General features: G+C 71.5%; 20 protein-coding genes and 1 tRNA gene. 3 read left to right on the top strand and 18 right to left on the bottom strand.

The genetic code is table 11. The annotated features are described in order from the left end of the window. The first annotated feature begins 75 nt into the window (after positions 1 to 75). Positions 76 to 1032, top strand: a complete 957-nt coding sequence (locus ACEZDE_RS22175) for a glycine betaine ABC transporter substrate-binding protein (protein ID WP_380538638.1) — start codon at positions 76 to 78, stop codon at positions 1030 to 1032. Positions 1033 to 1093: 61 nt separating this feature from the next. Here the strand turns inward: ACEZDE_RS22175 and ACEZDE_RS22170 are convergent, their stop codons facing one another. The 5 genes from ACEZDE_RS22170 to ACEZDE_RS22150 all read right to left on the bottom strand — a co-directional run bounded on the left by ACEZDE_RS22170 (position 1094) and on the right by ACEZDE_RS22150 (position 7614). Next, on the bottom strand, positions 1094 to 1963 hold the full coding sequence (locus tag ACEZDE_RS22170) for a hypothetical protein (protein WP_380538499.1): 870 nt from the start codon (positions 1961 to 1963) through the stop codon (positions 1094 to 1096). A gap of 121 nt (positions 1964 to 2084) precedes the next feature. Next, the gene (locus ACEZDE_RS22165; RefSeq protein WP_380538497.1) at positions 2085 to 2822 is read right to left on the bottom strand and encodes an IclR family transcriptional regulator; all 738 of its coding nucleotides are present in this window, start codon (positions 2820 to 2822) and stop codon (positions 2085 to 2087) included. A gap of 187 nt (positions 2823 to 3009) precedes the next feature. After that, entirely contained in the window at positions 3010 to 4767 is a 1758-nt protein-coding gene (locus ACEZDE_RS22160; protein ID WP_380538636.1) for a DEAD/DEAH box helicase, read from the bottom strand. Positions 4768 to 4970: 203 nt separating this feature from the next. Continuing rightward, a complete protein-coding gene (locus tag ACEZDE_RS22155; RefSeq protein ID WP_380538634.1) occupies positions 4971 to 6452 on the bottom strand; it encodes an MFS transporter in 1482 nt (493 codons plus the stop codon). A gap of 190 nt (positions 6453 to 6642) precedes the next feature. After that, a complete protein-coding gene (locus ACEZDE_RS22150; protein ID WP_380538495.1) occupies positions 6643 to 7614 on the bottom strand; it encodes an esterase/lipase family protein in 972 nt (323 codons plus the stop codon). 566 nt (positions 7615 to 8180) lie between these two features. On the opposite strand from ACEZDE_RS22150, the gene ACEZDE_RS22145 reads away from it, so the two are divergent. After that, positions 8181 to 9464 (top strand): helix-turn-helix domain-containing protein, encoded by a 1284-nt coding sequence (locus ACEZDE_RS22145; RefSeq protein WP_380538493.1) that lies wholly within the window; start codon positions 8181 to 8183, stop codon positions 9462 to 9464. Between the two features lie 203 nt (positions 9465 to 9667). Further along, positions 9668 to 9739 (top strand) — tRNA-Cys (locus tag ACEZDE_RS22140). Between the two features lie 772 nt (positions 9740 to 10511). On the opposite strand, the gene ACEZDE_RS22135 is transcribed toward ACEZDE_RS22140, so the two are convergent. The 13 genes from ACEZDE_RS22135 to ACEZDE_RS22075 form a co-directional block, all read right to left on the bottom strand. Further along, on the bottom strand, positions 10512 to 11360 hold the full coding sequence (locus tag ACEZDE_RS22135) for a helix-turn-helix domain-containing protein (protein WP_380538491.1): 849 nt from the start codon (positions 11358 to 11360) through the stop codon (positions 10512 to 10514). A gap of 37 nt (positions 11361 to 11397) precedes the next feature. Further along, positions 11398 to 11553: a hypothetical protein gene (locus tag ACEZDE_RS22130; protein WP_380538489.1), complete on the bottom strand. Its 156-nt coding sequence runs from the start codon at positions 11551 to 11553 to the stop codon at positions 11398 to 11400. A 317-nt stretch (positions 11554 to 11870) separates the two neighbouring features. Next, positions 11871 to 13508 (bottom strand): glycoside hydrolase family 13 protein, encoded by a 1638-nt coding sequence (locus ACEZDE_RS22125; RefSeq protein WP_380538487.1) that lies wholly within the window; start codon positions 13506 to 13508, stop codon positions 11871 to 11873. A 17-nt stretch (positions 13509 to 13525) separates the two neighbouring features. Beyond that, positions 13526 to 14332: an ABC transporter permease gene (locus tag ACEZDE_RS22120; protein WP_380538486.1), complete on the bottom strand. Its 807-nt coding sequence runs from the start codon at positions 14330 to 14332 to the stop codon at positions 13526 to 13528. A gap of 45 nt (positions 14333 to 14377) precedes the next feature. Further along, positions 14378 to 15154 carry an ABC transporter permease gene (locus ACEZDE_RS22115; protein ID WP_380538484.1) on the bottom strand — a complete coding sequence of 259 codons (777 nt, stop codon included), beginning with the start codon at positions 15152 to 15154 and terminating at the stop codon, positions 14378 to 14380. A 26-nt stretch (positions 15155 to 15180) separates the two neighbouring features. Next, the gene (locus ACEZDE_RS22110) at positions 15181 to 16125 is read right to left on the bottom strand and encodes an ABC transporter ATP-binding protein (RefSeq protein ID WP_380538482.1); all 945 of its coding nucleotides are present in this window, start codon (positions 16123 to 16125) and stop codon (positions 15181 to 15183) included. A gap of 49 nt (positions 16126 to 16174) precedes the next feature. Then, positions 16175 to 17473 (bottom strand): condensation domain-containing protein, encoded by a 1299-nt coding sequence (locus ACEZDE_RS22105; protein WP_380538480.1) that lies wholly within the window; start codon positions 17471 to 17473, stop codon positions 16175 to 16177. Positions 17474 to 17495: 22 nt separating this feature from the next. After that, complete coding sequence (locus tag ACEZDE_RS22100; protein WP_380538478.1) at positions 17496 to 18152, bottom strand: HAD family hydrolase; 657 nt, start codon at positions 18150 to 18152, stop codon at positions 17496 to 17498. 47 nt (positions 18153 to 18199) lie between these two features. Beyond that, positions 18200 to 19120, bottom strand: a complete 921-nt coding sequence (locus ACEZDE_RS22095) for a carbohydrate kinase family protein (protein WP_380538476.1) — start codon at positions 19118 to 19120, stop codon at positions 18200 to 18202. Then, a complete protein-coding gene (locus ACEZDE_RS22090) occupies positions 19121 to 20158 on the bottom strand; it encodes a zinc-dependent alcohol dehydrogenase (protein ID WP_380538474.1) in 1038 nt (345 codons plus the stop codon). Beyond that, the gene (locus tag ACEZDE_RS22085) at positions 20155 to 21417 is read right to left on the bottom strand and encodes an aspartate aminotransferase family protein (protein ID WP_380538472.1); all 1263 of its coding nucleotides are present in this window, start codon (positions 21415 to 21417) and stop codon (positions 20155 to 20157) included. Before ACEZDE_RS22085 ends, ACEZDE_RS22090 begins: the two co-directional genes overlap by 4 nt. A 65-nt stretch (positions 21418 to 21482) precedes the next feature. Further along, a complete protein-coding gene (locus ACEZDE_RS22080; RefSeq protein WP_380538470.1) occupies positions 21483 to 23114 on the bottom strand; it encodes a glycoside hydrolase family 13 protein in 1632 nt (543 codons plus the stop codon). Positions 23115 to 23177: 63 nt separating this feature from the next. Continuing rightward, entirely contained in the window at positions 23178 to 24569 is a 1392-nt protein-coding gene (locus tag ACEZDE_RS22075; RefSeq protein WP_380538468.1) for a condensation domain-containing protein, read from the bottom strand. Between the last annotated feature and the right edge of the window lie 156 nt (positions 24570 to 24725).

The raw sequence follows: 24725 nt of genomic DNA, 5'->3' as shown, positions 1-24725 counted from the left end.
ACGGCGGTGCGTACCGCAGGGCCGGCCCGGAGCGCGGAGCGGCCGGCCCGACGCCGTCCGGTCCGCCGGGCCGCGCTGGCCGCGGCGACGCTGCTGACGACCGTCCCGCTGGCCGGCTGCGGGCTGCACAGCGGCACGGTGATCCCCTCCGACGTCGGCCCCGGCACCCTCGGGCAGGGGCTGCCGCTGAAGGGCGTCACGCTGACCATCGCCTCCAAGAACTTCACCGAGAACGTGATCCTGGCCGAGATGATGGGCCTGGTCTGGACCGCCGCCGGGGCCACCGTGATCGACCGGACCAACATCTCCGGCTCCATCGGCGCCCGCCAGGCCATCGTCTCCGGCACCGCCGACGGGATGTACGAGTACACCGGGACGGCCTGGATCACCTACCTGGGCAACACCAAGCCGATCCCCGACCCGCAGCGGCAGTGGCAGGCCGTCCGCGACGCCGACGTCAAGAACGGGCTGACCTGGCTGCCGCAGTCCCGCTTGAACGACACCTACGCCCTGGCCGGGAACGCCGCCGCGGTCGCCAAGTACCACCTGAAGAACCTCTCCGACGTCGCCGCGCTGTCGAAGTCGAACCCGTCCGCGGTCACCCTGTGCGTCGACAACGAGTTCGGTGTCCGCGACGACGGGCTGACCGGGATGGAGAAGGCGTACGGGATGCAGATCCCCAAGTCCAACCTGCGGACCATGGACGCCGGGATCGTCTACACCACCGTCGCCGCCGGGAAGTCCTGCCTGCTCGGCGACGTCTACAGCACCGACGGCCGGATCCCGGCGCTGAAGCTCTCGGTGCTGGACGACGACAAGCGCTTCTTCCCCAACTACGACGCAGCCCCGGAGCTGTACACCAAGGCGGTGCGGGAGCACCCGGCGATCCCGGGGCTGCTGGACCCGGTCTCGGCGAAGCTGGACAACACCGTCGCCCAGGATCTCAACGGCAAGGTCGACGTGCAGGGCGAGGACCCGCGCGCGGTGGCCCGGCAGTGGCTGATCGACCAGCACTTCGTGGTGCCCAAGTAGCAGCGCCGGGGCTCCGGCCGCAGCCGTCGGGTACCCCGGTGGCAGCCGCCGGGGGCTCCGGTCAGCAGCTGGGGACGGTGCCGGTCCCGCTCTGCAGCGCGTTCAGCGCCTGCACCGCCTGGGTCAGGTTCTCCACCGGGACCAGCCGCAGCCCGGCCGGGAGCCCGGCCTTGCCGTCGCCGCACTCGGCCCGCGGCAGCAGGAACACCGTTGCCCTGGAGGCCGCCGCCGCCTTGGTCTTCAGCGCGACCCCACCGACCTCGGACACCAGCCCGGAGGAGTCGATCTCCCCGGTCCCGGCGATGATCGCGCCATTGGTCAGGTCCCCGGCCGCACCGGCCTTGCCGCTGCCGTTCCCGGCCAGCTCGTCGATGATGCCCAGGGTGAACATCAGCCCGGCGCTGGGGCCGCCGACGTCGGCGAGGCTGATGGTGACCTTCACCTGCGCCGGGTCCAGGTGCAGGAAGCCCAGCGCGGCGGCGGACGCGGCCGACTGCGAGTCGGTCATCTCCTGCTGGTTGGTCTGCTGCACCTGCTGGACGTTCTGCCCGGCCGGGTAGACCGCGCTGTGCGGGACCACCGCCTCGTCCTTGGCGGGCCAGGCCCTGAGCGCGTCCAGCAGGCTGACCGAGTCCTGCGGGCTGGTCGCCGAGATCGTGGTCATCCGCAGCTGGCCCACGGTCTGCCGGACCGGGTGCCCGGTGACGGTGATCACCGGGACCGGCTTGCCGTCCGACTGGCCCGGCTGCACCGGGGTGTCGGGGTAGCTGCCGAGGGTGTTCGCGGTGATCCCCGGGTACATGATCGTGAACGGCAGCGGCGCGAAGCCGGCCACCCCGAGCAGGGCCAGCACCACGACGGTGCAGACCGTCAGGACGACGGCGCGGCGCGACAGGCGGGACGCAGACAGAGAGAACGGCACACCGCGCATCAAAACACACCGCCCGCCGACCGGCCTCATCGGCTCGCTGGACCCGGACGGCGGAGCGCACGGCGGAGCGCTCGACGCAGCGGTCTGCGCAGCGCTCCGCGCGGCCGTCGGCGCGGGGCCGTCAGCGCAGCGCCTCGGCGACCTCGGTCGCCGCCTCGACCACCCGCGGGCCGACCCGCTCCGGAACCATCCCGCCGAGCATCACCACGCCCACGCAGCCCTCGATCCCGCTCAGCCCCAGCAGCGCCGCCGCGGCCCCGCAGGCCCCCGAGCGCTCCTCGGGGCCGCGGTGCAGACCGCCGTTCACGTCGCCGTCCACGCCACCGTTCAGGCCGTCGCCCCCGTGCCCGGAGCCGTGCGCCGCGGCCGGACCGGTGGCCGCGAACGGCGGCTCGGGTCTGGCCCCGTACGGCAGCGCGCGGGCGGCCAGGATCGCGCGGCCCGCGGCGTTCTCGTCCAGGCCGTGCCGCAGGCCGGTGCGGTAGGCGACGTGGAAGTCGGTCCAGCTGGGCTCGATCACCGCCACCACCAGCGCCTCGTGGCCGTCCACCAGGGTCAGGTGGGCGGTCGCGCCCAGGTCCTCGGCAAGGTTCCGCAGCGCGGGCAGCGCGGCCTCGCGCAGCAGCGGGTGCACCCGGTGCGCCAGCCGCAGCACGCCCAGGCCGACCCGGGCCCGGCCGCCGATGTCCCGGCGGACCAGGCTGTGCTGCTCCAGCGTGGCCAGCAGGCGGTAGACCACGGTCCGGTTGACCTCCAGGCGCCCCGCCAACTCGGTGACGGTGAGCCCGCGTTCCGAGTCGGCCAGGAGTTTCAGCACCCTGATCCCACGGTCGAGGGTCTGCGAAGTCTCGGCGGTCACAGCTCTGGCTCCCCTTCCGCCGGATGCGTTGAGGGAGGACGCTAGTGACGAAGCACCGCTCTGCGGAAGGGCTTGTCCAGAATTCGGTCAGGATTCCTTGAAACCGACCGACCGGATCGGGGCAAGAGCGGACAATCGGCCGGGGAGTCCGCCGACCGCGATCACTATGTGACCCTCGCCGGGATCTCTAGGTGATCTTCGTGGCCCACTCCTGGATCTTCCCGATCCGCGCCTGCAGCTGTCCCGCCGTCGCCTGCGCCGTCAGCGGACCGCCGCAGACCCGCCGCAGCTCGTTGTGGATGGTGCCGTGCGGCTGGCCGGTCCGGTGGTGCCAGGCGCCGACCAGACCGTTCAGCTCCTTCCGGAGCTCCTGCAACTGCTTGTGGGTGACCACCGGACGCTTCTCGGCGGGCAGCTCGATCAGGTCGGCCTGCTCGGCCGGTTTGGCCTTGCTGCGCTGGATCTGCCGGGTCTGCCGCCGTTGCAGCAGTATCTGCACCTGGTCCGGCTCCAGCAGGCCCGGGATGCCGAGGTACTCCTCTTCCTCCTCGGAGCCGGCGTGCGCCTGCATGCCGAACTCCTTGCCGTCGTAGAGCACCCGGTCGAACACCGCGTCCGACTCCAGCGCCTCCCACGGCAGCTCGTCCATGCCGCCGTCGGCCTCGTCCTTGGTCTTCTCGGCGTCGGCGAGCAGCGCGTCCTCCTCGTCGTAGAGGCCGTCCTCCTTGCCCTTCTTCCGGTCCAGGACGTGGTCGCGCTGCAACTCCATCTCATTGGCGAAGGTCAGCAGCGTCGGCACGGACGGCAGGAACACCGACGCGGTCTCGCCGCGCTTCCTGGCCCGGACGAAGCGGCCCACCGCCTGCGCGAAGAACAGCGGGGTGGAGATCGAGGTGGCGTAGACGCCGACGGCGAGCCGGGGCACGTCCACGCCCTCGGACACCATCCGCACCGCGACCATCCAGCGCTGGCTGCCCTCGGAGAAGTCGGTGATCCGCTGCGAGGCCTCGGCCTCGTCGGAGAGGACCAGGGTGACCTTCTCGCCGGTGATCTCCCGGATCATCTTGGCGTAGGCGCGGGCCACGTTCTGGTCGGTGGCGATGACCAGGCCGCCCGCGTCCGGGATGCCCTTGCGGACCTCGGTCAGCCGCTTGTCGGCGGCCCTCAGCACATTCGGCATCCACTCGCCCTGCGGGGCCAGCGCAGTGCGCCAAGCCTGGGCGATGGCGTCCTTGGTCATCGGCTCGCCGAGCCGCGCGGCGACCTCGTCCCCGGCCTTGGTGCGCCAGCGCATGTTGCCGCTGTAGGAGAGGAAGATCACCGGACGGACCACGTGGTCCTCCAGCGCGTGCCCGTAGCCGTAGGTGAAGTCGGCAACGCTCTTCCTGATCCCGTCGTTCCCGGCCTCGTAGCCGACGAAGGGGATCGGGTTGGTGTCCGAGCGGAACGGGGTCCCGGTCAGCGCCAGCCGCCGGGTGGCCGGCTCGAACGCCTCGGCGCAGGCCTCGCCCCAGGACTTGGAGTCGCCCGCGTGGTGGATCTCGTCCAGGATCACCAGGGTCTTCCGCTGCTCCACCCGGTTCCGGTGCAGCATCGGGTTCACCCCGACCCCGGCGTAGGTGATCACGATGCCCTGGTAGTCCTTGGACAGCGGCCCGCTGCTGTAGCCCGGATCCAGCCGGATCCCTATCCGCGCCGCCGCCTCGGCCCACTGCTTCTTCAGGTGCTCGGTCGGCGCGACCACGGTGATCTGCTGCACCACGTGCTGGTGCAGCAGGTACGACGCCAGCGTCAGCGCGAAGGTGGTCTTGCCCGCGCCGGGGGTCGCCACCGCGAGGAAGTCCCGCGGCTGCTGCTCGACGTAGCGCTCCATCGCCGCCTGCTGCCAGGCGCGCAGCGCCCCGGCGGTACCCCAGGGGGCCCGGCCGGGGAAGGCGGGCGACAGCGACGAGTGGTGCGGTGTCGGCTGGTGCGACGGCGGCTGGTGGGCTGACGGCTGGTGGGATGCGGTTGCGGTACTCACGGTCTCCGGCACGGGTCGGCAGCAGGAACGTCACCCGCACACCGCTCGGCGCCCGGCTCGGCGCCCGGTCGTCGGACAACCCGCCAAGCCTACCGGGGCAGTGCGTCGGCCCGGTGTCATCGGCGCTACCGGCGGGGTCGGGTCCGCGAACAGACGGCGGCGCCGACGAGGGCGACGGCGGCCATGGTGGCGAAGATCGCCGCGAAGCCGCCGCGCGTGTCCGTCCCGACCAGCGAGAACAGCACCCCTGCGGTGCCGGTCAGCAGCACGTTCCCGAGCGCGTCGCTGACCTGGAGCGACGCCGAGTTCTCGCCGGTGTCGTCGGCCGCGGAGAGGCTCAGCATCAGCACCCCGAGGCTGGCGATGGTCAGCCCCATGCCCATTCCGCCGACCGTCCAGAACAGCGCGACCACGTACGCGGGGACGGCCGGGAACAGCACAAGACCGGCTCCGGCGATGGCCAGCGCGGACATCAGCAGGCCGGAGCGGATCAGCAGCGAGCGGTGCCGGTCGGCCCAGGAGCGTCCCTGGATCCAGGAGCCCAGGGCCCAGCTGAGGCCGCCGCTGGTGAGCGAGGCGCCGGCCAGGGTCGGCGAGAGGTGGCGCTGGGTGACCAGCATCAGCGGGATGAACGCCTCGGCGGCGAAGAACGCCCCGGCCGCGATCCCGCGCAGCAGGATCACCGTGGGCAGCCCGCGGGCCGCGCGGAAGGTCCCGCGCGGGAGCAGCCGGGTGACGGCGGGGACGAGCAGCAGCAGCCCCGCCGCGGCGGGGAGCAGGGAGTAGAGGTCGAGCAGCTGCCCGGCGTACTGCAGCAGCCCGGCGCCGACGGCGAGGGCGAGTGCCAGCAGGATGCGACGGCGGTTCAGCTCCCAGGCGCGGGGGGCGGGGGCGGCGGTGCCGTCGGTGGCCGGGGCGGCGGGGGTGCTTCCGGGGGTGGCGGCGGTGCCGTCGGTGGCGGTGCCGTCGGCCGCGGTGCCGTCGGCCGCGGTGCCGGGGGCCGCGGCGTGGACGGCGTCGGGGGCGTCGGGGGCGTCCTGGGCACCCGCGGCCTGCAACCGGCGCAGCTGAGGCAGCATCAGCGCGACCGGCAGCACGATCAGTACCGGGATGGAGAGGAACACCCAGCGCCAGCCCAGCTGCTGGGTGACCGTCCCGGAGATCACCGGGCCGACGATCGACGGCAGCACCCAGGCCGAGGAGAACGCCGCGAACACCGAGGGCCGCAGCCGCTCCGGGTAGGCCCGGCCGACCACCACGTACAGGGCCACGATCAGCAGCCCGCCGCCCAGGCCCTGGACCGCGCGTCCGGCGACGAAGCCCCACATGTGCTGCGCGGTGCCGGCGATGACCAGGCCGACGCCGAAGGTGCCGATGCCCGCGGTGAGCGGTCCCAGCGGTCCGCGTTTGTCGCTCCACTCCCCCGAGACCACCATCGCCAGCAGGCTCGCGGTGAAGTAGCCGCTGAAGGCGAAGGCGTACAGCCCGAGTCCGTCCAGGTCGCGGGCGGCGACCGGCATGGCGGTGTTGACCGCGGTGGCCTCGAACGCGACCAGCAGCACGCAGGAGACGATGCCGAGGGTGAGCGCGCGGTAACGCCCGCTCATCACCCCGCCGGTCTCGGCGGAGCGGGCGGGGTCCCGGTCGTGGTCGCGATCGTTGTCGCGGTCGGGGGCGGAGGAACGCGTGCGGGTGGTCACCGAAGTGATTGTAAGGGTCATCCAATAGGTTGACCCCTGTCCGGAGGCGGACGACGACTCAGCCTCCGGACCTAGGCACACCTCCTGCCGCCACCGGTCAGAACAGCGGACCGGTGATCGGCAGCACCACCTCGCAGGGAACGCTCCGCGGATGCGCCGGGTCCAGCGCATTCAGTACGTCGGTGAGCGCGATCGGGTCGGCGGCGATCTCCAGGTGGTCGGTGGAGTCGAGCAGGCACTGGTGCTGGAGCGTGATGTCGGTGACGTTGGGCGCCGCCGGCAGGAAGGCGTTGGTGTACGGGGTGACCACCTCGTCGTCCACCGACTCGATGACGGTGTAGGTCACGCTCGGCGAGGTCTCGCCGCCCGCGTTCAGCGCGGTCAGGAACGGCGATCCGACCTCCTGCTCGACACAGGCCGCGCAGGGCCCGTTCAGCAGGCCGTTCACCGGGATCAGCAGCTGCAGCGCCTGGCCCAGCTGGGTGATCCCGTCCAGCGTGGTCCCGTTGTTGCTCGGGGCCAGCGCCACCAGCTTGTCCACCTTGGCCGCGCCGCCGAGGTTCTTGATGTAGTAACGCGGCATCATGCCGCCCTGCGAGTGGCCGAGCAGGTCCACCTTGGACGTCCCGGTGGCGGCCAGCACCTGGTCCACGAACGTGGCGAGCTGCGCGGCGCTGGCGCCGATCTCGCCGGTGCCCTGGAAGATCGCGTTCGGCGAGCTGCCGCCGTAGTTGAAGGCGAAGACGCAGTACCCGTTGTTGGCGAGCAGCGGGGAGGCCGCGGCCCAGTTGTCGGACATGTTGCCGAAGGTGCCGTTGACCAGCACCACCGCCTCGGGGTGGGCCGCGCTGGGCTTGCAGGACCAGTCGTTGGCACCGAGCGGCGCCTTGGTCGGGGTGAGCGCGCCGGCCACGGCGCCGGTCGCGAAGTCGTAGTTGACCGGGTAGTGGGTCGCCGCCGCGGCAGGCTGGGTGCCGGCCACCGCGAGTCCCAGGGCGACCGCCGCGGCAGCGGTGAGCAGCCGGGTCCCGCGCCGCGTCTTCTCTCTCTGTGCCTTTTCTGTGGCCATGCCGAAAACCGTCCCTGTCTCGGAATTGCGGATACGGTCCTGCCTATAATCGGATGGAATAGCGGACCGCTGACAGGTCGTGGACGCTAGAAGCGCCGTCCAATCCCGTCAATGCATTTCGCAGCCGGTTCCGTAAAGTACTCGACCGGATGCCATGATTCCCTCCGCCCACTCCGGCCGACCTGTCATCAGACCTAGCGGGAACGGCGCCGCGGCAGCGCCGCGGGAACGGCGCGGGGGCTCGCCGGGCCGGTGCCGCCGACCCGGGACCGCCGCTCCCGCCCACCCCTGCGAGGTCACAGACAGCCATGTCAGATCTATTGACTCGTCAGTAACATGGCCGCATACTCACGTCGGGCGGCTCCGCTCACAGGGTGGCGGATCCCTGATCCGAGGGGCATGAGGTTGTGGACAGGCCGTGGACCGCCCTGCCGCGCAGTTTCGCGGTCGAACTGAGGAAAGAGCAGACGACCCTCGCCGCCGAGATCATCAGTGAGATCAGGAAACAGGTACCCGAATTCTCCCGACCGCTGTCCGGGAATTTCGGCACGGGAATCAGGTACGGCGTGGAGACCGCGCTGGCCGAGTTCACCGACCTGGTGGACGGCTCCGCGCCGAGCCGGGACGAGCGGCTGCGGGTCTACCGGGCGCTGGGCCGGGGCGAGGCCGCGGAGGGCCGCAGCCTGGACGCGTTGCAGGCGGCGTTCCGCACCGGGGCGCGGGTCGCCTGGCGGCGCTACGCCCGGGTGGCCCGACGGGTCGGCCTCGGGCCGGATCTGCTGGTCGTGGTCGCGGAGGCGATCTTCACCCACATCGACGAGATGGCGTCCGCGTCGGTCCGCGGCTACAACGAGGCCAAGACCGACGAGCCCGGTGCCTTCGTCCGCCGGAGGCGAGCCCTGCTCGACCTGATCGTCACCGCGGCGCCGGGTCCCGCGGTAGCCCAGGCCGCAGCCGACGCGGACTGGCCCTTGCCCGCGTGGGTCGCCTGCGTCGCCCTGAGCCCGGCGGGCAGCGGCGCCGGCAACGGCGCGGGCGGTACGCGGACGGGCACGGGCACAGGCGGCAACGGCGCGGGGACGGGCCGCGCAGTCGGCAACGGCGCGGGCATCGGGGGCGTGGGCCTCGGCACCGGAACCGGCTCCGGCCTCAGCCCCAACCTCGAGCTCGGCCTCGGGCCCGGCGCCAACCCGACCGGTACCGGCCTCCGCAGCCTCCCTGGAGGGATCCTCTCCGAGCCCGACGGCCCCGCCCCCTTCCTCCTCCTCCCGGACCCGGCCCGCCTACTGACGGACCCCCACCTCCGAACCACCCTCGCCGACCGCGGAGCGGTGGTCGGTCCGACCGTCCCGCTGGAGCTGGCCGCCGACTCCCTCCGCTGGGCCCGCGCCGCCCACGCCACCACCCAACGCACCAACCCCGGCACCAGCGCCGGCCCCGACCGCCCCGGCCCCGGCCCCAATCCCGGCACTGCGACTGTGGCCCGCCCCGCCCCCCGCACCGTCGACGACCGCCTCGCCGAACTCCTGCTCCTCGGCGACCCCCCGCTGGTCCGCCTGATGGCCGCACGACGCCTGTCCCCGCTGTCCCCGCTCACGCCGAAACAGAGCGAGCGCCTCGGTGCGACCCTGCTGGCCTGGCTGCAGACCAACCGAGGAACCGCGCCGGAGGTCGCCACCCGACTGGGCATCCACCCGCAGACGGCCCGTCAGCGACTGCACCGGGTCCAGCAACTCTTCGGCCCGGCGCTCAGCGACCCGGACGCCCGCTTCGAACTGGAGGTCGCCTTGAGAGGGCGGCTCCTCGCCGCGGAGCCGGGACGGAATTCCCATGAGGGTGTTGACGAATAGGGGGGCGAATACCGTAGAGTCAATTGCAGAAGCGCAGGACCGGAACAAACGACCAGGAGCCGACGATGAACGGGAAGGCAGTGCACAGCATGCAGCGCACCCCCCGTCGCGGCGCCTGTCCGGTCGACTGTCGCCCCAGCTGTCGCACGACGTGTCACCCTTCCGTCGCTGTCTGACCCAGCATCACCGTTCCTCCCCGTCACGGCCGTGTGCCCGAGTGGTTGAGGGGACCGCCTGCAAAGCGGTTTACGCCGGTTCGATTCCGGTCATGGCCTCTGAGCTGGGACTTCTTCCCAGCCGATCAGAACAAGATCACCACACTCAAAGGAAACGTTCTTCGCCGAATCCATCACCCTTGCGCAGGCCACCACGAATAACGTGGCCGATCTTTTCGTGTACGCCTGGTAAATGCGTAGGACTTCCATCATGGCCCTGGCCAAATGGGCTTGAGGCGTCAGCCGGTGGCGGCGGAGCGGGCTTCCCGGACCGCGACACCCTCACCCTGAATCTCTACCTGCGGTGGGGCTGAGGCATGCTCAGCAGCGATGTGCCGACGCCAGAGAACGCGGACGTCGGAGCGTCGACTGAAGTCCCCACACACATGAGCCGCTGTCTCCTGCTCTCGCCAGTATCGACAGTCCGCACAGAGCTTAGGGACCGTCATAGCAGCCGGCGTACGGCTCTCCTGTGCCATCACCCGGCCTCCGTCATCCCAACTTCCGCCAGAGCGACCCGCACTGCGGCAGCAGCGGACCGGCGGGAGCACTCGGCGGTGAGGATGCCCACCAACTCCCACACATCAGCGGTCGCGAGAGTGCCGAGCCGCACGCCTTCATCGCTTCGCCCTACGGCGGCTCGGACCGAGGCGATCTCGATCCCGAGGGAGCCGAGAGCTTCGATCAACGCGAGCGACGCCGCGTGCGCTCCCCGTTCGGCCCGAGTCGTCCCCACGTCGAATCCCCTTCCTGCCTACCCACCACCGACTCTCAGACAGTAGGGACCTGCCGATTCGGACCGCGAGGAAGTTGCACGAGGTTGCTCGCCCCGTCACCCCAGGGCATCTATCGCCGACGTGATGAGTGCTCGGGCCTTCACTCCGTACACGGCGAGCTTCTGCAACTCGCCGAACGCCCGGATGTAGTCGGCCACTTCACTGGGCCGGCTCACGTTCACCTCTGCGGTGAGCGTCTCAACGGAGACGTGTTTCTCATCGAACAGGTAGAACGCTTCGAGCGGCCACAGTCCTCGGTTCACAGTCATCGGGATCACGCCGAGGGACACCGAGGGAAGTGGCATAACCGCAAGCAGGTGACCGAGCTGACCCGCCATCGTCTCAGCGCTGCCGATACGCGCCCGGAGCACCCATTCCTCGACCAGGACCGCGAAGCGATGGTTCCCCTCGTACAGGAAGCGGCTCCGGGCGACCCGTGCCTCAACTGCTTCTGCCACGTCGTCAGGGGTGCCCTGGAACTCTGTGATGGAACGCATGAGAGCGGTGGCGTACTCGGCTGTCTGGAAGAACCCTGGGACAACGTTGGACACATACACCCGACAGCGCTGAGACCTCTCCAGCGTCGTGAACCCGTCCTCCTGGGCAGCACGCATTCCCCTTTGATGCTGCCGCCTCCACTCCCAGTACATCGACTCGACTGCGCGGGATGCCGCGATCAGGTCAGCAACCTGATCGCCCGCTCCAGTCGCTGCGCACCAGGCACGCAAGTCGGCATCCGCTACCGGGACTTTGGCAGCCTGAATGCGAGACACCTTGGATGGGTGCCAGCCGCACGCAAGTGCCAGCTCACGGCCAGTCAGCCCCGCATCCTTGCGGAGATCTGACAGGCGCGAAGCGAGCGCGACCCGCGCGGCCCGCGCGCTGGACGAAGGGGACGAAGACATAGATGGTGACGGTCCGACTCGCAGGAGGGTTGAGGGATCAGACGCTGTACTTGCCGTGCTCAATCCCGCGCTCCCACACGGTCTCGGCGGCGTCGCTCTGAACGATGATCTCCAGCTCCTCGTCCTCGACCCACACCGTAGGCGAGCCCGACTTGCCGGTATCGGGATCAATCCCGATGAACTCTACTGACACGGGCTGTCTCCCAAGACTCGGAGTTGCACGGGCGTGCTCCAACCGTCACGCCTGGGAGCGAACGCGTCAAGAGCGCCAGGAGGCAAGCCGAACGATGCTGACGCTCCATCATTTCTGTGGATCTCGCACGATTTCAAAACCTGAGTGTCGGAATAGAAAAGGACCGATCGGCTCGTAGCCCCGCTCCAGCAGGAAAGTGGTGTGCCGCTGCAGCACGACGCCGACGCCGGGGTACCTCGGCAAGTGCGCCCGTTCCCGCACTTTCTTCGTCGCTGACTGCGCGCGTTCTGCCCAACCTGCGACCGCGGGCCGACCGGTCAGCGGCGCAGCCATACCGCCGTGTCGGTCGGGAGGCGGCCCTCGTCGAGGGGGCCGCTGGTCAGCAGGACCTCGCGGTGCGCGGGCAGGTCCGCGGGGCGGCTGTCCAGGTTCACGACGCAGACGAAGCCGTCGTCCCGGGAGAAGGCGAGTACCTGCTGGGGTGTGTCGAGCCAGGCCATGGTTCCGTCGCCGAGGGCGGGTTCGTCCCGGCGTAGCCGCAGCGCCCTGCGGTAGAGGGCGAGCACTGACCCGGCGTCACCGCTCTGCGCGGCCGCCGAGAGTTCGGCCCAGACCGGCGGCTGCGGCAGCCACGGTTCCGCACCGGCGCCGCGGGGGCTGAAACCGTAGGGGGCCTCGGTCCCGCTCCAGGGCAGCGGGACCCGGCAGCCGTCCCGGCCGGTGTCCGCGCCGCCGGTGCGGTGGAAGTACGGGTCCTGCCTGGCACTGTCGGGGATGTCGTAGACCTCCGGCAGGCCGAGCTCCTCGCCCTGGTAGAGGTAGCAGGAGCCGGGCAGGGCCAGGTTGAGCAGGAGCGCGGCCCTGGCCCGCCGGGTGCCGAGCCCGCGGTCGCTGGGTGCGCCCTGCTGCTGCGGGCTCCGGCCCTGGGCGCTCTCGGCCCGGCCGTAGCGGGTCACATGGCGGGTCACGTCGTGGTTCGACAGCACCCAGGTGGCCGGGGCGTCCACCGGCGCGTGGGTGCGGAGGGTGGTGTCGATGACCGAGCGCAGCCGGGCCGCGTCCCAGGGGCAGTTGAGGTAGTCGAAGTTGAAGGCGGTGTGCAGTTCGTCCTGGCGCAGGTACGCGGCCAGGCGTTCCGGGGAATCCAGCCAGAGCTCCCCGATCAGCGCCTTCGGCTCGGGGTAGCTGTCGGCCAGCGCCCGCCAGCCGCGGTAGATCTCGTGGACCTCGTCCCGGTCGATGAAGGGGTGCGGCCGCTGTGCCGACGACGGCCGGGAGCCTTCGGGTCCGAGGTCCGGCAGCAGCGGGTCCTTCGCCGGCATGGTCGCCGAGTCGATCCGCACCCCGTCGACCCCGAGGTCGAACCAGAACCGCAGGACGGACTGGTACTCCTCGACGACCTTGGGGTTGGTCCAGTTGAGGTCGGGCTGCTCGGCGGCGAACAGGTGCAGGTACCACTCGCCGGGGGTGCCGTCCGGGTCGGTGGTCCGGGTCCACGCCCCGCCCCCGAACTCGGAGTTCCAGTCGTTGGGCGGCAGTTCGCCGTCGGCGCCGCGGCCGGGGCGGAACCAGAACAGCTCCCGGGCCTCGGATCCCGGCGGCGACTGCAACGCCTCCTGGAACCAGGCGTGCTGCTCGGAGACGTGGTTCGGGACGACGTCGACGATGATGCGCAGGCCTCGCCGGTGCGCGTCGCCAATCAGCTCCCGTGCCTGGGGCAGGGTCCCGAAGAGCGGGTCGATCCGGCGGTAGTCGGCGACGTCGTAGCCGGCGTCCGCCATCGGCGAGGCGTACCAGGGGTTGAACCAGAGCGCGTCTACGCCCAGCTCCGACAGGTAGGGCAGCTTGGCCCGGACGCCGGCCAGATCGCCGACGCCGTCCCCGTTGCCGTCCGCGAAGGAGCGGATGTAGACCTGGTAGATGACGGCGCTGCGCCACCAGTTGGTGCTTGTCACGACGGGTGCTTCTTTCTTCAGTGGAGGAGCGACCGGGACAGGCGGCGGATCGCCACGGCCCGGCCGGCCAGGCCGAGCAGCAGCAGGTAGCCGACCGCCAGCAGCAGCCCCGGGGTGATCTCGCCGAGCGCCGGTCCGCGCAGCAGCTCGATCGCCTGGTACAGGGGCAGGCACTCGACCGCGATCTGCACGGGGCGCGGGTAGACGCCGAGCGGGTAGAAGGTCGTGGCGAAGAGGAACATCGGCAGCATGACCAGCTGGATCAGCTGGAAGTCGTGCGAGGTGCGCAGGTAGGTCGTCACCGCGAGGCCGACGGCGGCGAAGGAGAAGGCGATCACCGCGGCGCCGGGGACGACCAGCAGCACCCAGGGCGTGCGCACCGCGCCGAAGCAGCTGACCACGGCGAGGAACCCCACGCACGCGGTGACTCCGCGCAGCACGGCCCAGTAGACCTCGCCGGTCACCACGTCGCGGATGTTCATGGGCGTGGTGAGGATCGAGTCGTAGACCCGGTCGAACTTCAGTTTGTAGAACAGGTTGAACGTGGTCTCGTTCATCGCGCTGTTCATGGCGGCGGTCGCCAGCAGCGCGGGCGCGACGAACGCGGTGTAGTCGGCGTTCCGGGTGCCGAGTCCCGGTATGTGGCCGACGAGTTGGCCCACGCCCAGGCCGATGGTGAGCAGGTAGAGCACCGGCTCGAAGATCTCGGCGACGAACACCGACCAGGTGTGCCGGTAGATCATCAGGTTGCGCTCCACCAGGAGCAGGGCGCGACTGCGACCGCGGCGGGGGGCGGGGGGCGCCGCTGACAGGAGAGTGGCCATGTGGGTCCGGTCGTCCTTTGCTGCTCGTGTGCTGCTCGTGGGTCCTCAGCTGTGCAGGTGGCGGTGGTAGGTACGGCGGGCGGCGATGACGCCGCCGCAGGTCAGCGCCGCGAGGTAGGCGATGTGCAGGGCGCTGCCGGCCCAGGTGGCGGTCGACAGGGCGAGGGTCCGGCACAGGTCGACGCCCTGCCACAGCGGACTCGCGTAGGCGAGCGGCCGCAGCCAGGAGGGCAGTTGGCCGATCGAGAAGAAGGTGCCGGAGAACATGTACAGCGGCATCGCCACGAACCGGAAGAAGGAGTTGAGGGCGGCGGTCCGCTCCACGGTGATGGCCCACGCCGCCAGCGGGGCGGCGAAGGCCAGCCCGGTCAGCAGCGCGGCGGGGACGAGCAGCAGTGCCTGCACCGAGCGGGTCGCCGGGAACAGCTGCAGCACCAGCACGAACGCCGTGGCGCTGACGGTGATCCGGAAGGCCATGAAGAGCAGGTGGCCGCTGAAGATGTCGGCGGGGCGGAGCGGGGTCGCCGCGGCGGCCCGGTAGTTCCCGCGCTTCCGCGCGGAGGTGTGCACGGGTCGGCCGGCTTCCAGCACCGCTGTCTGCATGGTGGCCGCGGCCAGCAGTCCCGGGGCGAAGAAGGCGAGGTAGCCGACGCCGTGCAGGTACGGACTGTGCTGGTGGTCGACCAGCCTGCCCAGCCCCGCGCCCATCGCGGCCAGGAAGAACAGGGGGTTGGCGACGCTGACGACGACGGTCCCGCGCCAGGTGCGGCGGTAGTGGGCCATCCAGTACGAGTATTCCCGAAGGGCGAGTGACGAGGACATGAGTGCTGCTGCTCCTTCGGCCGACGTCAGTCGACCAGGGTCCGGCCGGTGAGCCGCAGGAACACGTCCTCCAGCGTCGACCTGCGGGTGAGTGTGGTGAGCGGGGCGATCCCCAGCTGCTGGACGGCGGCAAGCGCCGACTCGCCGTCAGCGGTGTAGAGCAGCACCCGGTCCGGGAGCACCTCGACGCGCTCGGCGGCGTCCCTGAGCTTCTCCGCCATGACCTCCTGCTCGCCGACGGCGAACCTGAGTTCGACCACCTCGCGGCTGGAGTGGCCGTCGATCAGCTCGCGCGGCGAGCCCTCGGCGGCGATCCGTCCCTTGTCCATCACCACCAGGCGGTCGCAGAGCTGCTCCGCCTCGTCCATGTAGTGCGTGGTCAGGATGAGGGTGACGCCCTGCTGCTTGAGCCGGAACAGGCGGTCCCAGAGCACGTGCCGCGCCTGCGGGTCGAGGCCGGTGGTCGGCTCGTCGAGCAGCAGGATCTCCGGGTTGTTGATGAGTGAGCGGGCGATGGTCAGCCTGCGCTTCATTCCGCCGGAGAGGGTCTCGACCTTGGCGTCCGCCCGGTCCTCCAGTTGGGCGAAGCCGAGCAGTTCCCCCGCGCGCTCACGGGACTCACGGCGCGACAGTCCGAAGTACCGGCCGTAGACCAGCAGGTTCTCCCGGACCGTCAGATCGACGTCGAGCGAGTCCTCCTGCGGGACGACGCCGATCCTGGCCCGGATCAGCTCGCCCTGGGTGGCCGGGTCCAGCCCGAGGATCCGCAGCCGGCCGGCCGAGGGCGTCGAGACGCAGCCGATCATGCGCATGGTGGTCGACTTGCCGGCCCCGTTGGGGCCGAGGAAGCCGAAGGCCACGCCCCGGCGCAGCTCGAAGTCGATGCCGTCCACGGCGCGCAGGCCGCCCGCGCGGTGGACCTTGGTCAGACCGGCGGCCTGGACCAGGACGTCGTCCTGTGGTTCGGGCATGGGGCTCTCCTGTCGGATGTCGGAGGTAGTGGTCGGGTCGGATACCGGGTCAGGGCAGGTACTGGCTCAGGCGGTGCAGGTAAGCGGCCCGTAGCGCGAGGCTCTGCTGGGCCGTCACCAGGGAGCGGCGGTAGACGATCACCCCGCTGGGGTCCGGCCTCGCGGCGTTCAGCTCCAGGGACACCAGGCGCCTGGTGGCCGCCTCTCCGGCCGGTGCGATCCGGCGCACGCGCAGTCCGCCGAGGGCCGGGGGCGGGTCGGGCTGGGAGTGGTAGCCGATCCGCGCGTGGTACTCGGTGCCTCGGCCCAGCGCCGTCAGGACCCGCTGGTAGTGCACGTTCATGTGCGCGAGCGCCGGATAGTGGGCGGCCTGCAGTGCCGGGACCAGGTCGCGCATGCCGTCGCCCGGGTCTGCGGCGAGCGGCATGACCAGCATGTTCGTCAGGTCGCCGACCAGGTCCGCCCAGCCCGGCCGATGGCGCAGGGCCATCGGGCTGGCGAGGATGAAGGACTGCGCACCGAAGACGTCCACCAGTGCCAGCGCCCAGGCCGCGGTGTGCAGCAGGTAGGCGGTGGTTCCGGTGGTGCGGCCGGCCGCGGTGACGGCGTCCTGGAGCCGCGCGGGCACGGCGACCGGTGTCTCGCCCGCCGTGTAGTCCCCGCCGGGCCGCAGCGCGGCCGAGGCGATGGCGCCGTCCGGGCGGAACCCGTCCAGGCGCTCACCCCAGAACTCCAGCGAGGGCCGCAGCCGCTGCGGCTCGCTCTCCGCCGCCTGCCAGTGGATGAAGTCCCGGTACTGGCCCGGCCGTTGTTCCGGCGAAGGGTCCTGGCCGCGGTAGAGCGCGTCCAGGTCGCGCAGCACGCAGCCGGCCGACCAGCCGTCGAAGGTGAGGTGGTGGAAGAGCAGCAGCGCGAGGTGGCGGTCGGCGCCGGTCCGGTACAGCCGCACCCGGAACAGGGCCTCGCCCCGGTGGGCGAATCCCGCACTCAGCTCGGCCCGGACGAGCTCGGCGGCCGCCGCGGCGGCACCGTCCCCGGTGAGCGACCGGACACGGTAGTCGATGGCGGCATGCGGTCGGACGGTCTGGACCACCGTGCCGTCCGAGGCGGGGGACGCGGCGGTGAATCCGGTGCGCAGCGCCTCGTGCCGGTCGGCCAGGGCGGCGCAGGCCGCCGCGAAGCGCTCCTGGTCCAGCGGGCCTTCGAGGTCGAGCAGCAGCGGGAGGACGTAGGGGTCGCCGTTGCGCTCCGGTCGGCTGAGGAATCCCAGGATCGATCGCTGGGTGTCGGCGACGGGCACCGGGTCGGCGCTGGGCGCCGACCCGGTGGCCGGGGTCTTCGTCTGCATGGGTCCCGTCTTCTGGGGAGGGTCAGCCGATCGGATGACGGGTGGTCAGTTCCGCCTGCCAAGCGGCGTCGGCGTCGAGGAGGGTGGCCAGGTGGACCACGCCGGGCGGGTACTCCGCCGGGTGGACGCCGGGCGGGGGCACCACGGTGACCCGCAGTCCGGCCGCCACCGCCGCCCGGGCGCCGGTCGGCGAGTCCTCCAGGGCGAGACAGTGCTCGGGGGCGACCCCCAGCAGCGAACACCCGGTCAGATACGGGTCGGGAGCGGGCTTGGGCCGGCAACTGCCGTGCGCCCCGACGACCACCCGCACGTACGGCAGCAGCCCGGTGTGCCGCAGGATGTCGCCGACCAGTGCCCGGGGGCTGTTGGAGACCACGGCGACCGGTGTCGTCGGGGCGAGCCGCCGCAGCAGCTCCCGGGCGCCGGGCATCGCAGTGGCGCCGTGCTCCGCCAGGTCCTGCCGGAACAGGTCGAGCAGGCGCCGCTCCAGTTCCTCCGGGCCCGGTGAACCGGCCCCGACCAGCCGGGACAGGTGGAGTACGGTCTCCGCCAGCGAGACCCCGGTGAGCTGCTCGGTCAGCGCGGCGTCGTCGACGCCGATGCCGAAGGCGGCCAGGAGCCGACTGGTCGCCCGGCCCCAGGCCGGCTCGGTGTCCGCCAGCAGGCCGTCGCAGTCCACCAGGACGGCCTGTGGCAGGAGCGGACCCGGTGCCGTGTCCGCGGAGGTCATCCGGCCGCGGCCGGGTCTGTCCGGAGGGCGGCCATCGCCTCCGGGGGGACTCGGGGGCCGGGGAAGCGGCACTTGAGGGCGCCCGCCCGGTTGCCGAGCTCCGCCGCTTCGACGATCCCCGCGCCCCGGAGCCGCGCCGCGAGGTAGCCCGCGTGGAAGGCGTCGCCCGCGCCGGTCGAGTCCACCACCTCGGTCGGCACCGCGGGCAGGACCACCAGCCGGCCCTGCTCGTCCAGGGTGCTGCACCCCTCGCCGCCCTTGGTGGCCACGACCACCGCCGGGCCCAGCTTCCGCACTCCGGCGAGGATCTCGGCCTCGTCGGTCGCACCGGTCAGCTCGGCCAGCACGGCCAGGGGCGCGACCAGTTCGCCGACGTGCCGGAGCAGCCGGTCGGTGTCCGGCCGCAGCGATTCCAGGTCGGAGAAGACCGGGACGCCCAGGGAGGCGGCGAGGGCCGCCGCCGCGACGGACAGCTCGAACTCGTGGCCGTCGGTGTACAGGGCCCTGGTCGTGCGCAGCAGCCGCTCGTCGACGAGGTCGGCCGGGGCGGTCAGCCGGGGGTCCTTGCACATCACGATGGACCGGGTGTCGTGGGTGGTGTCCACGACGACGACCGCCACATGGTTGGGGCAGTCGGCGACGGTGCGGGAGGCGGCGGTGCCGATGCCCGCGTCGGTCAGCGAGGCGGCGCTGAGGCCGCCCCAGGCGTCGTCGCCGAACATCCCGGCGTACTGGACCGCGAGGCCCAGGCCGGCCAGGTCCACCGCGGCGTTGGCGCCCTGGCCGCCGGCGATCTGCAGCAGTCCGGTGGAGTGGATCTTCTGGTCCGGCCGGATCGCGTCGGGACCCGAGAAGACCAGGTCCAGGGTGTTGAATCCGAGGACCACGACATCGGATTCCGGTGGGAGCTGAGACATCTATTCGGCCTTTCCTGGCTGCAGGCACACCTTGAGGTGGTCACTGGGTTCCGTGCGTCGGCGCGAGCGGAGGTCGACGCCGAGAAGGGCGAACGCGGTGGCGAAGTCCGCCATGGGCACCTCGGCGGTGACCGTCCCGTTCAGGGGCAGGGTGCCCGTCTCCAGCAGGTCCACCGCGTCGGCGAAGGTGCCGAGGGAGTCGATGGAGCCGAGGATCTGCAGGCTGTTGTCGGCGATCGAGGCGGGTTCGACGGTCGCCGTCCCTCCGCTCAGGCCCACCAGGAGCAGTTGTCCGCCGGGGCTCAGCCGGGCGACGGCCGGCTCCAGCAGGTGTCCTGTGGTGTCGACGACGACGTCGAGACGGCCGTCCTCGGCGCCGGGGACCTGCTCCAGGGTCCGCACCAGCGACCAGTCCCGGCCGCCGACCGCGCGGACCCGGTCGGCCCGCGCGGCGGACTGCTCGACCAGGGTGACCCGCAGCCCGTACTGGGCCAGTCTGGCCGCGTACAGCACGCCCATCGGGCCGGCGCCCAGGACCGCGGCGTGCATCTGCGCGCTGAGGGACAACCGTCCGACGCCGGTCAGCACACAGGCCAGCGGTTCGCTGAGGACCGTGTTCCGGGAGCCGGGGCCGCCGGTGACCGGGTGGACGAAGCGGCGGGTGGTGCTGAAGTACTCGGCGAACAGCCCGTCCGCGGAGACCCCGGCCTCGGTTCCGAGCTTGCGCCGGCAGTGGTTGGGACGGCCGGTCGCGCACAGGTGGCAGGCGCCGCAGAAGTACGTCGGGTTGACTGCGACCAGGGTGCCCGGCCGCAGGTCCTGGACGTCGGGGCCGGTGGCGACGACCTCGCCGACCGCCTCGTGCCCCATCACCACGCCGGGCTCGGCGTCGTAGCGGCCGGTGGCGATGCCCAGGTCGGTCCCGCAGATGCCCACCCGGTGCACCTTGACCACGACGTCGTCGCGCCGGGGCTCGGCGGGATCGGGCACGTCGGTGATCCTGAGGTCCCAGGGGCCCTGGTAGGTCAGCGCCTTCATGCCGCCACCCCGTCCCCGGCGCCGGTCGCCGCGGCGAGGGCGGCGCCGAGCCGGGTGACGATCTCGGCGAGGTCGTCCTGGGTGGCGATCAGTGCGGGGCGGACCTTGACCACGTTGCCGCGCCCGTAGCGCGAACCCCGCAGCACCAGGCCGAACTCCCGTTCCGCGACCTCGATCACCCGGTGGGTCAGCGGGATGTCCCGGCTTCCGTCGGGGTGCGAGAGCTCCAGCCCCCACATGTAGCCCATGCCGCGTACGTCGCTGACGCACGGGTGCTCCGCGGCGAGCTTCTTCAGCGCCTCGCCGAGCAGGGCGCCGTTGATCCGCACCTGTTCCAGGAAGCCCGGTTCCTCCAGGACGTCCAGGGCCGCGTTGGCCGCGGTCAGGCCGAGGATGCTGGCGCCGCCGGTGAACGAGTGCTCGTGGGGCTCAAGTACGTCGAGCTCCTCACGCATCAGGACGGCGCCGATGGGCAGTCCGATCCCGCCCAGACCCTTGGCGAGGGTGATCACGTCGGGCCGCAGCCCGAGGGCCTCGCTGGCGAACATGTGGCCGGTCCGCCCGAGGGCCGTCTGTACCTCGTCGGCGATCAGGACGATGCCGTGCCGGTCACAGATGCGCCGGATCTCATGGAAGAACTCCGGCGGTGGGACCGCGTTTCCGCCGTTGCCCTGGATCGGCTCCACGATCAGGGCGGCCACCGATCCACTGCTCGCGTACTCCAGGAACTCCTCGATCCGGGTCGCGCAGAGCACCGCGCAGTTCGGGTGGCTCTTGGCGTAGAAGCACCGGTGGCAGTAGGCGCCCGGTACCACCAGGGCCTCGGCGGCGGTCGCGGCCGCCGGGAAGGAGCCGCGCCGGAAGGCGTTGCCGGACATGGCCGTCGTCGCCAGGGTCTGGCCGTGGTGGGACAGGAAGAAGCTGATGACCTGTCGCCGCCCGGTCGCCTTCTGGGCGATCTTCACCGCGCACTCGTTGGCCGTGGATCCGGTCGCGTCCCTGATCCAACTGCGGGATATCCCGGCGGGTGCGTGGGCGAGCAGTCTGCCGCCGAGCCGTTCCGAGGCGTTCCTGGTGAACCCGGAGGGGGCATGGCTGAGTCGGCCGGCCTGCTCCTGGACCGCCTGGACCACATGCGGGTGGGCGTAGCCCAGGGGCAGGTTGAAGGTTCCGGAAGCGGCGTCGAGGAGCCTGCGGCCGTCCTCGGTGGTCAACCACAGTCCGTCCCCGGAGATGGTGTGCGTCGCGTGCTGGAGCATGGAGGAACGTCTCGCTTCTCGTGGTTGGTAGGGCCAGGGTTGCGGATGCGTCCTTGCGTGTGCGGTCAGTCGGTGAGCCACCAGCCGGCGGTGTTCCCCGGCAGATGGACCGTGCCGTCCCCCGGCGTGACCGGCAGCGGGCCGCTGGCCAGCAGCAGGGTTCGCGGCGGGTCGATCGGCACGGCCTCGTCGGTCGTGTTCACGATGCACAGGAAGTTCGGGGAGCGGCGCAGCACCAGCACCCCCTCCTCGGCCTGGTCCCAGCTCAGGTCGCCGTCCACCAGGGCCTTGTGCTCGCGGCGCAGCCGGAGCGCGGCGCGGTACAGGGCCAGCGTCGAGTCGGACCTGGCCTCCTGCTGCTCGACGCTGAGGCTGCGCCAGCTCTCCGGCGTGGGCAGCCAGCCGTTGTCCTCCCCCACCGTGTTGAAGCCGAAGGGGGCGCGGTCGCCGTGCCAGGGCAGCGGGATGCGGGCGCCGTCGCGTCCGCGCTCGGTGTGGCCCGAACGCTCCCACACCGGGTCCCGCAGCAGTTCCTCGGGCAGGTCCAGGACCTCCGGCAGGCCGAGCTCCTCACCCTGGTAGATGTAGACGGACCCGGGCAGGGCCAGGGTCAGCAGGGCGGCGGAGCGGGCGCGCAGCAGACCGGCCTCGCCGTCGCCCAGCCGGGTGACCACGCGCTGGGTGTCCGGGCTGGAGAGCATCCACGAACTGACGCCGCCGACCGCGTCGTTGGCCGCCAGGGTGTCACCGACCGCGGCGCGCAGTTCGGCCGCGGACCAGGGGGTGGACAGGTAGCGGAAGTTCATGGTCTGGTGCAGCTCGTCCGGCCGGACGTACCGCGCGAGGCGCTCCTCGGTCGGCGTGACCGCCTCGCCGATCGCGATCCTGGGGGTCGGGTAGCTGTCGAGGACAGTGCGCCAACCGCGGAGGATCCCGTGCACGTCGTCCTGGTCGAAGTAGGGGACCGGCTCGCTGCCCAGCAGGCCGCTCTGCGCCTTGCGGTCGAGGTCGGCGTAGGAGGTGTCCTTGGCCATGCCGTGGGCGTCGGCGATCCGCAGGCCGTCCACCCCGCGGTCGAGCCAGAACCGGATGATGGCGTCGAAGTCCGCGCGAACCTGCGGGTTCTCCCAGTTGAGGTCGGGCTGCTGCGGGGCGAACAGGTGCAGGTACCACTCCCCCGGCGTGCCGTCCTGGCCTGCGGTGCGGGTCCAGGCCGGGCCGCCGAACACCGACTCCCAGTCGTTGGGCGGCAGTTCACCGTCCACGCCGGATCCGGGGCGGAAGTGGTAGCGGTCCCGGTCCGCGGAGCCCGGCTCGGCGCCCAGGGCCCCGACGAACCACGGGTGCTGGTCCGAGGTGTGGTTGGGAACCAGGTCCACGATGACCCGCAGGCCGAGCCGGTGGGCTTCCTCGGTCACCGCGTCCAGGTCGGCGAGCCGGCCGAACATCGGGTTGACGTCGCAGTACTCCGAGACGTCGAAGCCGCTGTCGACCATCGGGGAAGGGTAGAACGGGGTGATCCAGAGGGCGTCCACGCCCAGGTCGCGCAGATAGGGCAGCCGTGACCGCAGGCCGGGGAGGTCGCCGTTGCCGTCGCCGTCGCCGTCCGCGAAGCTGCGGACGAACACCTGGTAGATCGCGGCGGTGCGCCACCAGGTGTCGGGGGCGCCGGGCTCGACTGCGGTGGAATCGGTCATGGGTGGTTCGCCTCCGGGTGGAAGTGGAGTGGGGTGGGGTGGGGTGGGGAAGGGCGTGCGGGGTCAGCCGCGTCGCGCCGCGGTGCCCGCGGCGTGGGAGCTCCACAGGTCGTCGACCGGGCAGTCGCTCTCGGCGACCCGGGTGACCAGTGCTTCGAGGTCGGTGAGGAAGCGGGCCGAGGTCAGGCCCGCGCCGAAGCGGCGGTCCATGCCCATGGTCAGCACCGCGTGCGGGGTCAGTTCGTGCAGGTAGAGGAAGGTACGGGCGCCCTTGGCCTGGATCTGCTCAGTCGGTGTGGTGATCCGGCCGGCCAGCGCCGGCAGTGCCGTGCCGCCGCCGGTTTCCGCCTGGGGCCGCCCGGCTCGGGCGGTGTAGCGGACGTCGTTGAAGAAGTGGTAGCCGTCCACCGGGATGCCCCGGTCCCGGCCGATGTCCGCGCTCAACCGGTCCAGCAGCCTTGGGTGGTACTCGCTGTGCTGGTAGGCGGCGAACTCGGCGTCCGCCGCGCGCCGCAGCAGTTCCGAGAACATCCCGCCGCCGACCGGGAGCCGCAGCAGGGCGTTCTGGTTGAGCGCGCCGACGGTGTGCCGCGCCTCGGACCGGAACCGGGTGGCCACGATCAGGCGCAGCGCTGCCTCCGGTGTTCCCTGGTAGGCGCTCAGCAGCAGTGCCGAGGCGGCCAGCAGAGTGGTCGAGGGCTTGATCCGGTACCGGAAGTTGAGCGACCACAGGGCTCGGGCCAGCCGGACCGAGTCCAGCCGGGACCACTCCAGGACCGGTGCGCCGCCCTCGCCGCCGAGCATCTCGGCCGGCACCTCGCGCAGGTGGCGCTCCCAGAACGCCAGGCTCCTGCGCTGCCGGTCGAGCCCGGCCGCCGAGGACTCCCAGGCGGCCCGCTCGACCGGCTGCTGCGCGTCCGGCAGGGTCGGGGCGGTGGCTCCGGCCTGCAGCAGCGCCGTCAGTTCGCGCTGGACCAGGTTCAGGCTCCACCCGTCGAGTGCCATGTGGCTCACCGCCAGGACGATCTCGGTGACCTGGTTGTCCCTGGTGAACACGGCGGCGCGGACCGGTAGTTCGGTGTCCAGGACGAACGGCCGGCTCCGTAGCGCCTCCGCGACGCGGGCCGTCGGGGCCCGCCCCGCCCCCGGCGGGATCTCGTATACCTCGGCCGTCAGTACCCCACAGGCTCTGACCTGCTGCAGCAGACTGCCGTCGCGCGCCAGGAACGCCGAACGCAGCACCTCATGACGCTCCATCAGGGTCTGCAGCACGGCCCGGACCCGGTTCGTGCCGGTGTCCGGCGGTGCGGTGACCCGCAGCAGTTGGTTGAGCCCGGAACCGCCTTCGGGGAGCCACCGCAGGACATCCCAGATGGCTGTCTGCCCCCAGGTCAACGGTGCCTCCCGCTCTGCGCCGGCCGCGAAGGCGACCGTCAGCAGATGCGGACGTGCCACGAGTACTCCTAACATTTTCTTGCATAATATTGACTTTTTCTTGCAAGTTCGTCACTGCACGGCTAGATACTCATGACCGCTCCGGGTAAATGTCAAGCACTATTCCTGGCCTGTTCCGCGTTCCACCTGGCCTTGTCTGTATGAATCCGGATATCC

It is taken from the genome of Streptacidiphilus cavernicola (assembly GCF_042510955.1).
GTDB lineage: Bacteria > Actinomycetota > Actinomycetes > Streptomycetales > Streptomycetaceae > Streptacidiphilus > Streptacidiphilus cavernicola.
Note: the sequence above shows the minus strand (reverse complement) of the source record. Positions and strands in the feature narration are given on the sequence as shown.